Annotated in this window: 13 protein-coding genes; 10 read left to right on the top strand and 3 right to left on the bottom strand. The window is 60.2% G+C overall.

What is annotated here, in order from left to right:
- Positions 1-400: 400 nt before the first annotated feature.
- Together NPS58_RS13010 and NPS58_RS13005 are read right to left on the bottom strand one after the other, a co-directional pair.
- On the bottom strand, positions 401-937 hold the full coding sequence (locus NPS58_RS13010) for a hypothetical protein (RefSeq protein ID WP_274115758.1): 537 nt from the start codon (positions 935-937) through the stop codon (positions 401-403).
- Between the two features lie 18 nt (positions 938-955).
- Positions 956-1,147: a hypothetical protein gene (locus NPS58_RS13005; RefSeq protein WP_274115757.1), complete on the bottom strand. Its 192-nt coding sequence runs from the start codon at positions 1,145-1,147 to the stop codon at positions 956-958.
- A 283-nt stretch (positions 1,148-1,430) separates the two neighbouring features.
- On the opposite strand from NPS58_RS13005, the gene NPS58_RS13000 reads away from it, so the two are divergent.
- The 10 genes from NPS58_RS13000 to NPS58_RS12955 all read left to right on the top strand — a co-directional run bounded on the left by NPS58_RS13000 (position 1,431) and on the right by NPS58_RS12955 (position 13,528).
- Positions 1,431-1,988, top strand: coding sequence for a hypothetical protein (locus tag NPS58_RS13000; protein WP_274115756.1), 558 nt, complete (start codon positions 1,431-1,433; stop codon positions 1,986-1,988).
- A 111-nt stretch (positions 1,989-2,099) separates the two neighbouring features.
- Positions 2,100-3,125, top strand: a complete 1,026-nt coding sequence (locus tag NPS58_RS12995) for an AraC family transcriptional regulator (RefSeq protein ID WP_274115755.1) — start codon at positions 2,100-2,102, stop codon at positions 3,123-3,125.
- A 226-nt stretch (positions 3,126-3,351) separates the two neighbouring features.
- Positions 3,352-4,695 carry an MFS transporter gene (locus tag NPS58_RS12990; RefSeq protein ID WP_274115754.1) on the top strand — a complete coding sequence of 448 codons (1,344 nt, stop codon included), beginning with the start codon at positions 3,352-3,354 and terminating at the stop codon, positions 4,693-4,695.
- A 30-nt stretch (positions 4,696-4,725) separates the two neighbouring features.
- Complete coding sequence (locus tag NPS58_RS12985) at positions 4,726-5,475, top strand: nitroreductase (protein ID WP_274115753.1); 750 nt, start codon at positions 4,726-4,728, stop codon at positions 5,473-5,475.
- The gene (locus NPS58_RS12980) at positions 5,475-6,737 is read left to right on the top strand and encodes an OprD family porin (protein WP_274115752.1); all 1,263 of its coding nucleotides are present in this window, start codon (positions 5,475-5,477) and stop codon (positions 6,735-6,737) included. Before NPS58_RS12985 ends, NPS58_RS12980 begins: the two co-directional genes overlap by 1 nt.
- Positions 6,738-6,942: 205 nt before the next feature.
- Positions 6,943-7,476 (top strand): sigma-70 family RNA polymerase sigma factor, encoded by a 534-nt coding sequence (locus NPS58_RS12975; RefSeq protein ID WP_274115751.1) that lies wholly within the window; start codon positions 6,943-6,945, stop codon positions 7,474-7,476.
- Positions 7,469-8,002, top strand: a complete 534-nt coding sequence (locus tag NPS58_RS12970) for a DUF4880 domain-containing protein (protein WP_274115750.1) — start codon at positions 7,469-7,471, stop codon at positions 8,000-8,002. The genes NPS58_RS12975 and NPS58_RS12970 overlap by 8 nt, the downstream gene beginning before the upstream one ends.
- A 79-nt stretch (positions 8,003-8,081) precedes the next feature.
- On the top strand, positions 8,082-10,445 hold the full coding sequence (locus tag NPS58_RS12965) for a TonB-dependent receptor domain-containing protein (protein WP_274115749.1): 2,364 nt from the start codon (positions 8,082-8,084) through the stop codon (positions 10,443-10,445).
- Between the two features lie 192 nt (positions 10,446-10,637).
- Positions 10,638-11,072, top strand: a complete 435-nt coding sequence (locus tag NPS58_RS12960) for a hypothetical protein (protein ID WP_274115748.1) — start codon at positions 10,638-10,640, stop codon at positions 11,070-11,072.
- A gap of 68 nt (positions 11,073-11,140) precedes the next feature.
- Entirely contained in the window at positions 11,141-13,528 is a 2,388-nt protein-coding gene (locus tag NPS58_RS12955; RefSeq protein ID WP_274115747.1) for a DUF3772 domain-containing protein, read from the top strand.
- A 22-nt stretch (positions 13,529-13,550) separates the two neighbouring features.
- On the opposite strand, the gene NPS58_RS12950 is transcribed toward NPS58_RS12955, so the two are convergent.
- Positions 13,551-14,591 carry an ABC transporter substrate-binding protein gene (locus NPS58_RS12950; protein ID WP_274115746.1) on the bottom strand — a complete coding sequence of 347 codons (1,041 nt, stop codon included), beginning with the start codon at positions 14,589-14,591 and terminating at the stop codon, positions 13,551-13,553.
- Positions 14,592-14,636: the final 45 nt, after the last annotated feature.

Below are 14,636 nucleotides of genomic sequence, written 5' to 3'. Positions count from 1 at the left end.
AAGCGATTCATGAATGTCGTTTAATTCAGCTGACATCAAGCGATTATTTCACTAACGATATGCAGATTTACTTCCGAGTACTCTTGAGTCTAGCTCAGTGTGCAGGCCGAAAACTTAAGGTTGGTAAATCTACGGGAGACGGAATTTCGAATTTTCAGAAAAACAACCGACAAAGTTTCAAATTTTCAGAAAAACGAAAGCAATACGTGGAAGTTCAGGGCCAAAAGTTTCAAATTTGCGAAGTCGCAAGCCATCTCTATCATTTTTAAGTAACGCTCACAACAGGTGACAGCTCAGTGGGTTCTGATACAGAATCAGATTTAACATAATATACATTATGCGAAAGCCTCTATAGAGGTTCGGGGGGCTCTGGAGGCTGCTTTTCAGCCTAGATGGAACCCTAGACTACTATCGGTCCTGCCGACTTCTGAAAGCTCTGAATAAACGGATCCTTTGAGCCTTGTTGCTTGTGATACTCAACGATTCGCGGAATGACATCCTGCAGCACGCCGACTAAGCCCGTGCAGTACCACTGGCGAGCATTCTTTTCATAGCGATACCGTGCGTTCGTAAACACATAACGGTTCGATTCGATTTCGTCGACATGGCGATGCAGACCAACGCTACGTCGTATGCTTTCAGGGATTGCATGAAACAGCATCAAAAGATCATGCCAGTCGATCCTGTCACCGGCGTTTCCTGCAGCCTTTAGCTGTTCATACGCAGCCTTGATCATGGGTTTATCCAGCTCATAGGTTTCCCAGAGCGTCCCCAGGTTGCTGTTCGGCACTGCCACAAAACTCTTCAATAAAATTTCCATACCCAAGGCGGCGTTGATCTGGGCTACATCCATCAGATCATCACCACGTAAAAGCTGCTTAGCTCCACGTAGGTACCGGTAAGCATCCTCGACCATTCGAGCAGATAAATTTTCCATAAAAGGTCCAATATGGGTTCAGATCAGCTTAATCATCACTGCGGTCACGGTAGAAATACTGCCGATCAACCCCAATGCAATAGCCATGGGATACCAGAAAATCTCGCTGGTGATTTTCCCTGTCTCAATGTTGATTTTTTTCGTATCCTTCATCAGTTTGATGATCTCAAGGTGGATCTCTTCGGTTTCAGCCTGGCTTAGCTGGGGCATATGCTCTCCACTTCTTTTAGATGCTTCCCGTGAGGATACCAGTATCTGGTTTCTCGAAAAGTGCCCTTCGCCCCTCACCTTTTTGATAACAAAAAATTATAACTCAACTAAATGACTATTTAGTTGAGTTAAGTTTAGCCGCCCCAACAGATTCGCCTCCCGCGCCCTCAAGTCCGTTTAAAAATAGGACTATTCCTAACCCCAGCAACACTCCCGCCAGATACAGTGCGTTAGGACGTGTTCCGTGAACTAAGTCAGACCATTCAAAAAGGAAGAGAATGTTATGCGCGCTGTTGTCATGCAAGGAAGTTATGGTGTCTTCCCTACCGAGAATCTGTCGCTCTCCATGCCCGCCATACAAACCTGTATCGGCCTGTATGGGGAAGACGCGAATGCCAGGCGGCTCGTGTGCGCTCACTTCGATACGGAAAAGCAGCTGAACCACAACATGAGTAAAATCCTGACGGCGATCCATCATTCGGGCATGCAGGCTGGCAGTACCCGCATCAAATTATTTGGTGGCGATGGACGTCTATCGCTCTTGAGGTGCACGCCTCCGTCCACCTACATTGGCATGCGGATCATCGATGCGTTGAAGGCAGCAGGCTTTAGCAAGATCGAGTACACGCGGCACTATTCCGGGCTGTTTGCGCAAACATTCAATTACGAGTATCGCAACGGAGTGAGTGTGGTAGTGCCGGTGTTTTCTGAAGAAAGCTTTCCGTTTCTGGGTATTCATTCGGCGGTTTATCAACGTGCCCGTTCGCGTATCCAGAAACGGCCCGATCAATACACGGCTCAGGACGCGGTGATGGACGACATTACCCAGTACTATCGGTAATCAGCCCCCTACCCTTTAAACGCTTGGCGCATGTGCAAAAATGTGCGCCCCGCCGTTCACGGCCATCTGTTAAGTTTCCTCCGGCTTGAACCAACGGATGGAGACGACAGAATGCTCGCTGCCTATAAAGGAACCACTTCCATCAGCCTTGTGCGTGAAGCCCTTTATGGCGCAGCCCAGCGGGGGCTGTGTACTGCCCTTCCCCTTCAGCAAGCCCGTATCGATCCGCAATTGCTCCTTTCTCCCAACGCGCGTGTCTCGGCTGCTGCCTTTTCACGGCTGTGGGTGGCCTTGTCGGACATGCTCGACGATGAGTTTTTCGCCATCGACAGCCATCCCTTGCGCCGTGGCAGCTTTCGCCTGATGTGCCATGCAACCATTGACTGTGAATCGCTGGAGCAAGCGCTGCGCCGGATTCTCGCGTTCCTGCGCCTGGGGCTGGATGACCTGTACGGCGAGTTGCGGGTAGACGGTGATTCGGCGCAGATCATCATCCACGACCATGGCATCGAGCGGCGGCTGTTCAGCTACGGTACCTGGCTAATCCTGGTGCATGGGCTGTTGTGCTGGCTCGGCAACCGCAGGATACCGCTACAGGCGCTGAGCTTTCGCTCGCCGCGCCCCGACGATGACAGTGACTACCGGATGCGATTCTGCGAACACATCGAGTTCGGTGCGCCGGCAACCGTCGTGCATTTTGATCCCGGTTTCCTGAAGCTCAAGGTGGCCCAGAGCCACGAGAGCCTGGCGACCTTTCTCAGGGAGGCGCCGGCCAGCCTTGTGGTCAAGTACCGCAACGACGCCAGCTTGAGTGCGCAAGTGAGGCAACGGTTACGCGACCACCGACCGGAAGACTGGCCGGCGCTGGATGAGATCGCCAACCACTTGAGCATGTCCAGCTCCACCCTGCAGCGGCGCTTGCAGGCTGAGGGGGTGAGTTACCAAGGGCTCAAGGACAGTCTCAGGCGCGACATGGCCATCAACTTTCTCGGGCAATCGGACCTGACCGTCTGCGAAGTCGCCGCCCAGGCAGGCTTCCAGGAAACCAGTGCCTTTCACCGCGCCTTCAAGAAATGGACCGGGGTAAGCCCCGGTGCGTATCGCCGCACCAGCACGCAAGAGTTCAGGGTTTCCTGACCCCTCGCCGTAATCAGTACCACCCTGCATTCCCCCATGCCGCTGCCCATGATCGCAGCCGCGCGGCTGCGGCGACGGGTGTGTCCATTTCGGTCAAACACAACGACGCCCACGGGCATGTGACGCATGGGTAAACCACCCTAGGATTCGCAGCAGGTTGCCCACTGGGCCCTGGCATCACGACTGTGCACTTCACAAACAAGAATAAGAGCGAAGGAAGACAGATATGCAATCAGTGAACGTATATGCGTTGGCAGGGGATTCAAAGTTCAATCGGTTTCACGGGCGCATCCTGTTCTGGTGTGTGCTCATCCTGATCATCGACGGCTATGACCTGGCCGTGGTCGGTGCGGCACTGCCCGCCATCATGCAGGACATGAACGTCGACCCCACCAGCGCCGGCATCATGGCGGGCTCGGCGCTGATGGGCACCATGCTGGGCGCAATCTTCCTCGGCACCCTGGCTGACCGGATCGGTCGTCCGCGCATGATCGCCATCTGCGTGGCGCTGTTCAGTATCTTCACCGCCGTGGCGGGCCTGACCGATGATCCGGTCAGTTTCAGCATCGCCCGCTTCATTGCGGGCCTGGGCATTGGTGGTGTGCTGCCGGTGTGTACCGCGCAGATGGGTGAGTACTCGCCGCTGAAGTTGCGCACCCGGCTGATCACCCTGGTGTTCGCCGGCTACTCGGTAGGCGGCATCCTGGTGGCGCTGACCGCCAAGCAATTGATCGAAAGCTACGGCTGGCAATGGGTGTTCTACGTCGCAGGGCTGCCTGTGTTGCTGATTCCCTTCATTCTCAAGAGCATGCCGCAGTCGATCGGCTACTTGCTCCGTACCGGTCGCCAGGATGAGCTGCGCGAGATCGTCCAGAAGATCGAGCCGGGCCTGCCCCTCGCCAACTCCGCGGTGGTGACCGGCAACGCCCCCGTACAGAGCACCCAGGAAACCCCGGTACGCGACCTGTTCAAGCAAGGGCGCGGCTTCAGCACCGTGATGATCTGGACCGCGTTCATGACCGGCCTGTTCATGGTCTATGCCCTGAACTCCTGGCTCACCAAGCTGATGGCAATGGCTGGCTTCAGCCTGGGTTCTGCGCTGAACTTCGTGATCGTCTTCAACCTGGGATCGATTGCCGGTGCCATGGTCGGGGGCTGGTTGAGCGACAAGTTCAACATCAAGTATGTGCTGGTGTGCTTCTACATCATCGGCGCAATCGCCCTCACCCTGCTGGGCTTTACCCGCGATACCACGCTGCTGTTCGCCGTGGTGTTCCTGGTAGGCGCCTCGACCCTGGGCACCCAGTTGCTGGCCTATGCCTACGCCGGTGACTTCTATCCCTCCGAAATCCGCTCCACCGGTGTTGGCTTTGCTTCCGGCGTGGGCCGCATCGGCGCGATTGTCGCCCCGGTGCTGATCGGCTGGCTGGTGTCGTTGGCCCTGCCGCTGCAGCAGAACTTCATGGCCATCAGCCTGGCGGGCCTGATCGGTGCCCTGGCGGTCACCCTGATCAACCAGTCCAGGGCGCAATCGACCCAAGAGAAAAAGGCCTTGGCGCTCTCGCGCTGAAATCGCCTGAACACACCTGCAGGCACGAATATGAACCGACTATCGCCACCGCCAGCCTCCGCACAGCTTGTGAACCAGGCGGTTGACTGGGCCATCACGACGCGACGCAGTATCCGGGCATTTCTGGCCAAGGACGTGGCGCAGGCAGACATCGAGGCCATCCTCGATGTCGCACGCTTCAGCGCCACTGGCGTGAACATGCAGCCCTGGCATGTTCACGTGGTGACCGGAGAGGCAAAGGCGCAGCTGTCGCGCACCATCGCCGAACTCGACGACGACCCAGCGCAAAGCGCCCATCTGCAGGACCCGTACGCGTACTACCCGCACCAATGGAAAGCGCCCTACCTCGACCGGCGACGGGCCGTGGGCTGGGCGCTCTACGGATTGCTCGGCATCGACAAGGGCGACAAGCAGCGCATGCACAAGCAGCACGGTCGCAACTACCGGTTCTTCGATGCCCCGGTCGGCCTGCTGTTCACCATCGACCGAAGCCTTGGCGAGGGCAGCCTGCTCGACTACGGGATGTTCTTGCAAAGCGTGATGGTCGCCGCGCGTGGCCGGGGCTTGCACACCTGCGCGCAAGCCTCCTTCCTCAAGTACCACTCCCTTATCTCGCAGCAACTGGGCATTGCGCCCGAGCAGATGCTGGTGTGTGGCATGAGCCTGGGCTACGCCGACCCTGCCTGTGTCGAAAACACCTTGGTGACCGGTCGGGAACCGGTCAGTGCATTCGCCACGTTTCACTTTGATCACAACAACAAAAATAAAAGGTGCCTGTAATGTCGAAACACCCTGTGAAGCTGCTGCTCGCCACGGCTGTTGCCGCCCAAGCCCCGGTGGTAATGGCGGACTTCGTCAACGACGCAAAGGCAAGCCTTGAACTGCGCAACTTCTACTACAACCGCGACTTTCGCAACGACGATGCCCGCCAGAACAAGCGCGACGAATGGGGCCAGGGCTTCATTCTCAACCTGCAATCGGGCTTTACCGAAGGGACGGTCGGCTTTGGTGTCGATGCCCTCGGCCTGCTGGGAGTCAAGCTGGACTCCAGCCCCGACCGCACCGGATCGGGGCTGCTGGCCTACGATTCCGAGCGCAATGTCGAGGACGAGTACAGCAAGATGACCGTGACCGCCAAGGCGCGCCTGGGCAAGAGCGAACTGCGCATCGGCGGCATCAACCCGGTCATGCCGTTGCTGGCAAGCAACAACAGCCGCCTGCTGCCCCAGGTGTTTCGCGGTGGTAGCCTGGTGTCCAACGACCTGTCGGGGCTGACCTTCTCGGCCCTGCGCATCAGCAAGGTCAAGCAGCGCAACTCCACCGACTTCGAATCCCTCACCGCCACCGGCTACGCGCCGGTGGAAGCGGACTACTACAACTACCTGGCCTTCGACTACAAAGCGCTGCCGACGCTGACCTTGAGCTACCACGTCGCCGAACTTGAAGACCTGTACCGCAACAACTACGTCGGGCTGAAACTCAATCAGCCACTCTCGGTCGGTACCCTGATTACCGATGTGCGCCTGTTCGATGCCAACGAGACCGGCGACAAGAGCCTGGGCGAAGTCGACAACCGTACCTTGAGCAGTTACCTGGCCTACAGCCTCAAGGGCCATACCCTCGGCGGTGGTTACCAGAAGGCCTGGGGCGATACCCCGTTCGCCTTCGTCAACGGCACCGACACCTACCTATTCGGCGAGTCGCTGGTGAGTACGTTCACTGCGGCGAACGAGCGGGTCTGGTTCGCCCGCTACGACTTCGACTTCGTCACCCTGAGCGTTCCCGGCCTGACCCTCGGGGTGAAGTACGCCAAGGGCGAAGACGTCGACCCGACCATGGTCAATACCTCACAGGCAGCCGGCCTTCGCGCAACGGGCGAAGACGGCAAGGAATGGGAACGCATGACCGATATCACCTACGTGGTCCAGGGTGGTCCGGCCAAGGGGCTTTCGCTGCAATGGCGCAACTCAACCAACCGCTCCACCTACGCCGACAGTGCCAACGAGAATCGCTTGATCCTGCGCTATACACTGAACTACTGATGCAGGAGCGGGCTTGGCCCGCGATGAGGCCAGCACAGCCTGCACTATCGGGCTTGCCTGGCCTCGACCGCTTCGCGGCCTCCAGGCAGTCCGAGCGTAGCTAAAAACGCCAATCATCCTCCCCTTGCCTGCTTCGCCCCGGCATGACAGCATTCGCAACCGCACCAGCTTCCCATTTAGATTCGTTTTCGCCAGAGGTCTTGTTGTGCCGGGCCAGCCCGTATCCCCTCTTTCCGAGCTCTATCAGCGCCATCACAGCTGGCTGTTCGGCTGGCTGCGCAAAAAACTGGGCTGCCCGGACAATGCCGCCGACCTGACCCAGGACACCTTCGTCAAGCTGCTGGGCCTCGAGCATCTGCCAGCGCTCAAGGAGCCCCGGGCGTTCCTGCTGGTGGCGGCCAATCGCTTGTTGATCAACCAGTACCATCGACGCCGGGTCGAAGAAGAAACCTTGCGCAGCATGGCGATACTGCTGGAACAAGCCACCCAGCAAGGCCCGGAGCAGATCGTTGCGGTGCGCCAGCTGTTGGCCAAAGTGTTGCTGTTACTGCTCGAAGAACTGGATGAAAAACCTCGCAAGGCCTTCCTCATGGCGCGGGTCGATGGCTGCTCGTACGGTGAAATCGCCCGGCACCTGCAGGTCTCGCAGAGCAGCGTCAAGCAGTACCTGGCCAAGGCGCTGGCTCACTGTCATGCACGCTTGTTCGATGCCATGCCCGAAGGGCGTGCGCATGACTGAGGCCCGGACCCTGGACACCATTCGCGACCAGGCGGCCGAGTGGCTGGTACGCCTGGACGAGCACCCGACGCCTGAAGACCTGGTGCAATTTCGTACCTGGTGCGAAGCCGACAGCCGTCATGGCCAGGTTTACCATCAGTTGCAGCAACTGTGGCAGGCCGTCTCGCCGCCCTCTCCCAAACGCTCACGACGTATGGCCGCCATCGGCCTCGCTCTGGCCTTGCCGGTCGCCGTGGCCGCCGTGCAGTTGCTACCACTGCAAGGCAAAATCAGCCAGCCCGCTCCCAGCACATCGCATCTCGCGCAGCGGGTGTTTCACGATCGGCCATTGCCCGAGGTATTGGCCGAGTTGGATCGCTATCGCCCCGGGCTCATCTGGAGCGACACGTCCCGATTGCAAGACTTGCGCTTTACCGGGGTACTGCCGCTGCAAGACAGCGATGCTGCCTTGGCGTTGCTGCAGGCAGCGCTGCCGATTCGCGTCGACTTCTACGGCCGTTACCTGGTGAATGTGCGGCCCCGTTGAAAATTTTCCAAACTGACTGCCCGAATCGCTTGCAGCCCGGTCATTGAAGTAAACACAGTCGATTGCACGGGCTTTACCGATGACCAACACCACCGCTTCAATTTTTTGCCGCAGCGCTTTGGCGCTGGCCCTTGCCTGCGCCGCACCGGCCTTTGCCGACAACGCCCAGGCCACCTATCACTTCGAGCAGGCCAGCCAGTCGCTGGACAGTGCCCTGACCGCATTGGCAACCCGCACCGGGCTTGCCATCGGCGTGGATGCCTCGCTGCTGCGCGGCAAATCGGCACCTGCGCTGCAGGGCGACTACAGCGCCGGGCAAGCGCTCGATACCCTGCTCCGGGGTAGCGGCCTGCAGTGGAGCTTGAGCGGAGAGAACAGCATCGTCGTACAACCGGCGCCCGTTGCGGTCGACCTGGGCAGCGCCCCCATGGCGCTGTCTGAAACCCTGGTCACTGCCTCGCGCAGCGAAGCCAGTATCGCTTCGATTCCGGGTACCGTTCAGGTGATCGAGGCCCCGCAGATTGCGCAACAGTCCGCCGCCGGGCGCAAGGTCGCCGATATTCTGGGTACCCTGGTACCGGGCCTGGCGCCCTCCTCCGGCACCATGAGCAACTACGGCCAGACCCTGCGCGGGCGCTCCGTGCTGGTGTTGATCGACGGCGTTTCACAGAATGCCAGCCGCGATGTGTCGCGCCAGCTCAACAGCGTCGCACCTTCGAGCATCGAGCGCATCGAAGTGGTGTCGGGCGCCAGCAGCCTTTATGGGGCTGGCGCCTCGGGCGGCATCATCAATATCATCACCAGGCGCAACGACGGCCAGGCGCTGGCGATGAGCAGCCGCGTAGGGCTTAGCAGCGCCGACAATTTCAACCACAAGGGTTTTGCCTACGAAGGCTTCCAGAGTGTGACCGGGCGCCAGGACGCGCTGGACTGGTACCTGTCGGCGGACCTCGTGCAGCGCAACGACCAGTTCGACGGCAACGGCAAGCGGATCCCCCAGGAGGCTTTCCAGGGCAGCAACATGGACACCGAAAGCCATGACTTGCATGCCAAGTTCGGCTACGACCTCGATGACCAGCGCCGCACGAGCCTCGCCCTGCAGGAGTATGAGGACAAGCAGGACACCGGCTACGTGGCCGGCACCCGCAATGGTGAGTCGGTGGCGATCAAGGGCCTGCAACTGAGCGACCAGCCCTTCACCCACAACCAGGCGGTGAACTTCAACTACAGCGACAACGACCTGTTCGGCCACCGACTGCTGCTGGAGAGCTACTGGCGCAAGCAGCAGGCACGGTTCTTCCCGTACAACTGGGGCAACAACGCCGGCGTCGTGGCCTCCGAGAGCGACGCGCGTGTGTATGGCCTGCGCGCTGCCGTGGAAAGCAGCCTGCCAAGTATTGGCAGCGCCACGGGCGGCCTGGTATGGGGGGCGGACTTCGAGAACGAACAGGTCAGTCAGGACGGTGACCGCTACAGCGTCGATGGCCTGGTTTATACCCCCACGGGCCAGCGCTACGCCTTCGGTCCCGATATCGAAACCAACACCACGGCGCTGTTCGCCCAATCCACCTGGGACATCGGCGACTGGACCTTGCGCGGCGGCGCCCGCCACGAGTGGATTCACAGCGATGTGGACGACAGCGTAGCGTTCGGTGGTATCTGGCAGGCCGGTGTCTCGGAGGTGTTGCCCGGTGGCACCTTGAAGTACGAAGACACCCTCTACAACCTTGGCGCTGTATACCACCTGAGCACTGCCCAGGATGTGTTCGTCAACTTCAGCCAGGGCTTCTCGCTGCCCGACATCCAGCGGTTCCTGCGTGATGTGCGCGGCAGCTACGACATCCACGACCTCAACGCCCAGGCCATCAAGGTCGACAGTTACGAGCTGGGCTGGCGCGGTGACTGGAAAGCGTTGCAGGCCAACGTCACCGTCTTCGAGAACCGCTCGGACGTCACCCAGTACTACGATTCGGTCACCCGCGCGCAGCGCCTGATCGACCAGAAAGAACGGGTGCGCGGGGTCGAGAGCAGCCTGACCTATAACCTGGATGAAGCCTGGTCGCTGGGCGGCACCTACGCCTGGACCAAAGGCGAGACCCATCAGGATGGCCAATGGCGCGACCTGCCGGCTACCCGTATCTCACCGGCCAAGGCCACGACGTTTGTCGAGTACGAAAACCAGGGCTACGACCTGCGCCTGCAAGCCATGCGCCTGGAAAGTTATGACGACGGTTTCAACGATGGCAATGGCCGCAAGATCGAAGGCTACACCACCGTCGACCTGCTGGCCGGGGTGGCCCTGCCGGTTGGCAAGCTGGAGATGGGTATCTACAACCTGAGCGACCGCAACTACGAAACGCTCTATATGCAGGCCAATGCCGCCGCCCCCTACCCCCACGCCGAGGGACGGCGCCTGGCGCTGAGCTATGCCGTGGACTGGTGATTTGCCGCAACTCGCCGGCACTCGGCTCATATTGTCGGAGCCGGCCTTGCTGGCGATGCTATCCGCGGGCGTCAGGAATCGTTGTCTTCGACGCGCGCGGTGAGCACGTCCCCAATGGCATAAAAGTGCCCACCGGCAATGTAGTGCAGGCTGTGCCTGGCGGTAGCGTTCGCCATCGATGCGGAACTCTGTGTGACGTTCAGCTACTCGAAAGTCAGTTCCGGTCAAATGGGTGACCAAGGTCTTTTCGGCCCATGCACCCGTGTTGCTACGCATCCGCTGAAATGCGAGATCAAGGGCGTCCCCACGATCAACCATAAAGACCTGCTTGACAATGCCCTGGACGGTGCAAAGGCCTCGACCCGGCTCAGTTTGCAGTGCCTGGGCCCGGCCAGCGTTACTGTCTCGGCATCCAGAACAAACGCTTCAGGCGTGCAACTCAGAAGCGACAACAGTCTGTACTCGACGATAACCGTCAACGGTAAAGACGCCAGCGCGGGTATCAATGTGGCGGTTTCGAGTGGCCTGAGTACCTGGCTCGATATCACTTCGACCTTGAGCACCCGCGGAGCAGTTACCCCGGGGCCGTTCTCGGGCTCCACGGTGATCACCGTTTCACCCCCGTGAGACCACGCGGTGGCCCCGTTAATGACCTACCCTCTTAGCCTGGGAGATCAACACAACCGGGCATTCCTATGGGTAATGCATTGAAGTTAATCGGCGTCATCGCACTGGTGCTACTGGCGCTGGGGGCCGAACGCCTGTGGGCGGTGGAGCTGTCAGGCGCACCGGCAGCCACGAGCGCTACTGCGGTCACCAAGGTCTCGCAAAGCGACTTGCAGGCCCTGCAACTGCGCCTGGACAGCCTCAAGCAGCAGATTTCCCAGGCCACCAACTACAGCCAGCTCGAAGGCCCGCAGGACAAGCTGCAGGCGCTGATTCTGGATATCAACCGCCTGTCGGCTGCCTTGCTGCCTGAACAGGAGCAACTGCGTGCGCAACTGGAAGTATTGGGGCCGACCTCGGACGACAATCTTGCCCCCGGCCAGTCAGACATCGCCGCGCAGCGCGGCTCGCTCACCGAACAAAAAAGCACCCTCGATGCCACTCTCGGCACTTTGGCCGCACTGAAGGAAAACGCCACCAATCTGATCACTCAGATTGCCGCCCTACGGCGCAGCATGCTGGAAAGCGAACTGACCTTGAGCACCCACAGTCTGCTCAATCCAGCGTTCTGGTCGCCGGTGTTCAGCCCTTCGCCTGACGACCGCCGACGCCTGCAGGCGTTCATGGCCCAGTTGGGCGAAGCCGCTGACAACATGTTGCAGCCTGGGCAGCGCTTGCGCACGGTCGTACTGGTGTTGCTGGCGTTGATCGTCTGGACCGTGGGACGACGACTGGTCGAGCGCTGGCTGGCCTGGGTGTGCATGCACCGCTTGCCCGAGGGTCGCTTGCGCCGCAGTTCACTGGCCCTGGCCTCGGTGCTGGCGACCTTGCTGAGCACCGGATGCGCGCTACAGCTGTTGTTTTACGCCGGTACTCGCCTGGTACCGTTACCAGCGACGCTGGCGACCTTTTCCGGGGAATTCGAAAAGCTGGTGTACACCTGCGTGCTGATTACCGGCTTGAGCCGCGCATTGTTGTCGACCCGTCATCCATCCTGGCGCTTGCCAGACATCGCCGACCCGGTCGCCCTGGCACTGCAGCCTTTTGCCCGGTGGTTGGCCGGCACCTTGCTGGTTCTGGTGACGGTGGTGCTGGTCGCCAACGGTGCCGGCATGAGCAGCCAACTGGTGATAGCCGCCCGGGGCATTGCCGCGCTGGTGATCACTGGCATTATCATCGTGCTACTGGTGCGTACCAGTCGCGTGCGAAGGGCGATGGCCGCCGCCGGCGACGCGCCCGAAGCCGCCTCGACCGTAGCCGGCCTGGTGTACACCTTCGCCAGCATCGCGATGCTCGTATCGGTGCTGGCCCTGCTGACCGGCTTCGTGTCGCTGGCCAGGTTCATCACCTATGAGGTGGTGTGGTTCTTTATCCTCATCGCCGGCTTCTATCTGCTCACGCAGGTGTTCAAGGACGCTTGCGAGTCGCTGTTTTCGCCCAGGCTGGCCAGTGGCAAGGCGCTCAAGGACCTGCTGGGCATCGGTGATCGGCGCCTGGAGCAGGTAGAAACGCTGATCTGCGGTTTCGGTCGCGCCGCACTGTTGCTGCTGGCGGTCATCACGCTATTTGTCGGCGGCATAGGCACCACGCTCGGGCAACTGCTCAGCAACATCGTCGCGTTCCTGGGTGGTGCCGGGTTGCGCCAGTTCAATATCATTCCGGGTCATCTGTTCAATGCCCTGTTGGCACTGGGGCTGGGTATCTACCTGATCCGCGCCCTGCGCCGCTGGCTGGACAACGAATTTCTACCCAAGACCGACATGGACCCGGGCATGTGTGCCTCGCTCAGCACGCTGTTCGCCAACATCGGCTATGCGCTGGTGATTCTGCTGACCTTGTCGGCCCTGGGCGTGAAGTGGACCAACCTGGCCTGGATCGTCAGCGCGCTGTCGGTCGGTATCGGCTTCGGCTTGCAGGAAATCGTCAAGAACTTCGTTTCGGGCTTGATTCTGCTGACCGAACGTCCGGTCAAGGTCGGCGACCTGATCAGTATCAGCGGAGTCGAGGGTGACATCCGCCGCATCAATGTGCGCGCCACCGAAATTCAACTGAGCGACCGCTCGATCGTCATCGTTCCCAACTCCCAACTGATTTCGCAGAACCTGCGCAATGTCACCCTGGGTGGCAGCGCTCAGGGAGTGGCCACACTTGAACTGGTGTTCCCGTTGGACATCGACCCCGAGCAAGTCCAGACCCTGCTGTACGACACCTATTGCGAACACGAGACCATCCTCGACAAACCCGCGCCCTTCGTGCGCTTCAGCAAGCTGTCGCCCGATGGCATAACCCTGACGGTCACCGGCTACGTCAGCAGCCCGCGCATCGTCGGCACCACCAAAAGTGATCTGCTGTTTGAAATCCTCAAACGCCTGGGGGCCGCGGGTATTGAACTGGCCAAACCGGCGGCCAGTGGGTGATCGCGTTGCTACAGGTCCTCTGTCAGCGCGCCGCCCAGGCGTTGAAACGCTGCTCCAACTCTTCTCCATGATCCACCCAGAACGCCGCATCCACTGCCTGCGCCTGAGCAAGGTTGGCCTGGGCCGTCGGCAGTTGCTGCTGCACCGCTTCAGGCAACAGCTTCAGTGCGTCGCGATGCACCGGCCCATAGGGAATCTCCTCGGAGAACACCTTCTGCGCCTGCGGCTGGCTGGCAAAGGCGATGAAGTCCTCGGCCAGTGCCTTGTTCGGCGTGCCTTTCACCACGGCCCAGTATTCCGGGTCGTACAAGCTTTGCGGCCAGACGATACCCAGTTTCATCCCTTCCTTCTGCGCCGAGGCAATACGCCCGTTGTAGGCGGCGCTCATCACCACGTCACCGGCGATCAACCACTGCGCCGGTTGGGCGCCGGCCTCCCACCACTGGATGTTGCCCTTGATCTGGTCCAGCTTGGCAAAGGCCCGGCTCACCCCTTCCGGAGTCGCCAGTACCTCGTATAGTTGGTCTGGCTTGACGCCGTCAGCGAGCAAGGCGATTTCCAGGGTGTACTTGGCACCCTTGCGTAAACCGCGCTTGCCGGGAAACTCGGCGACGTTCCAGAAGTCCGCCCAGGAGGTCGGCGCCTTGGCCAGTTTGTCGTGATCGTAGGCCATGACCATCGACCAGACGTAGGTGGCCACCCCGCATTCGCTCAAGGTACCCGGCACGAACTGCGCCGCATCGCCAAAGCGCGTCGGGTCCAGGCGTTCGAAAAGGCCTTCGTCACAGCCACGCAGCAGCTCCGGGCTTTCGACTTCGACCACATCCCAGCTGGTATGGCCGACATCGACCATGGCCTTGATTTTCGACAGCTCACCGTTGTACTCGCCGGCGACGATACGTCCTGCGCCGCTGGCGTTGAAGGGTTGGAAGTAGGCCTTGTCCTGGGCCTGCTTGGTGGCACCGCCAAACGAAATGACAGTGAGGCTCTGGGGCGCCGCCAGCGTGGCGGTACTGATCAAAGCCAGGGCGAACGGAACACAGCAGCGCAAGGATCTGGACATGGAGCGGTTCCTCGAAAAGGCCGGCACGCCCGCGCGCACCGGCCG

The organism is Pseudomonas putida (assembly GCF_028682455.1).
GTDB lineage: Bacteria > Pseudomonadota > Gammaproteobacteria > Pseudomonadales > Pseudomonadaceae > Aquipseudomonas > Aquipseudomonas putida_AA.
This window is presented reverse-complemented; position numbering and strand designations above follow the sequence as displayed.

Bases quoted from the DNA above. Each gene is read 5' to 3' on its own strand.
- NPS58_RS12950 (WP_274115746.1), bottom strand. From the start codon at position 14,591: ATGTCCAGATCCTTGCGCTGCTGTGTTCCGTTCGCCCTGGCTTTGATC.
- NPS58_RS12980 (WP_274115752.1), top strand. From the start codon at position 5,475: ATGTCGAAACACCCTGTGAAGCTGCTGCTCGCCACGGCTGTTGCCGCC.
- NPS58_RS12990 (WP_274115754.1), top strand. From the start codon at position 3,352: ATGCAATCAGTGAACGTATATGCGTTGGCAGGGGATTCAAAGTTCAAT.
- NPS58_RS13005 (WP_274115757.1), bottom strand. From the start codon at position 1,147: ATGCCCCAGCTAAGCCAGGCTGAAACCGAAGAGATCCACCTTGAGATC.
- NPS58_RS12965 (WP_274115749.1), top strand. From the start codon at position 8,082: ATGACCAACACCACCGCTTCAATTTTTTGCCGCAGCGCTTTGGCGCTG.
- NPS58_RS13000 (WP_274115756.1), top strand. From the start codon at position 1,431: ATGCGCGCTGTTGTCATGCAAGGAAGTTATGGTGTCTTCCCTACCGAG.
- NPS58_RS12955 (WP_274115747.1), top strand. From the start codon at position 11,141: ATGGGTAATGCATTGAAGTTAATCGGCGTCATCGCACTGGTGCTACTG.
- NPS58_RS12970 (WP_274115750.1), top strand. From the start codon at position 7,469: ATGACTGAGGCCCGGACCCTGGACACCATTCGCGACCAGGCGGCCGAG.
- NPS58_RS12985 (WP_274115753.1), top strand. From the start codon at position 4,726: ATGAACCGACTATCGCCACCGCCAGCCTCCGCACAGCTTGTGAACCAG.
- NPS58_RS13010 (WP_274115758.1), bottom strand. From the start codon at position 937: ATGGAAAATTTATCTGCTCGAATGGTCGAGGATGCTTACCGGTACCTA.
- NPS58_RS12995 (WP_274115755.1), top strand. From the start codon at position 2,100: ATGCTCGCTGCCTATAAAGGAACCACTTCCATCAGCCTTGTGCGTGAA.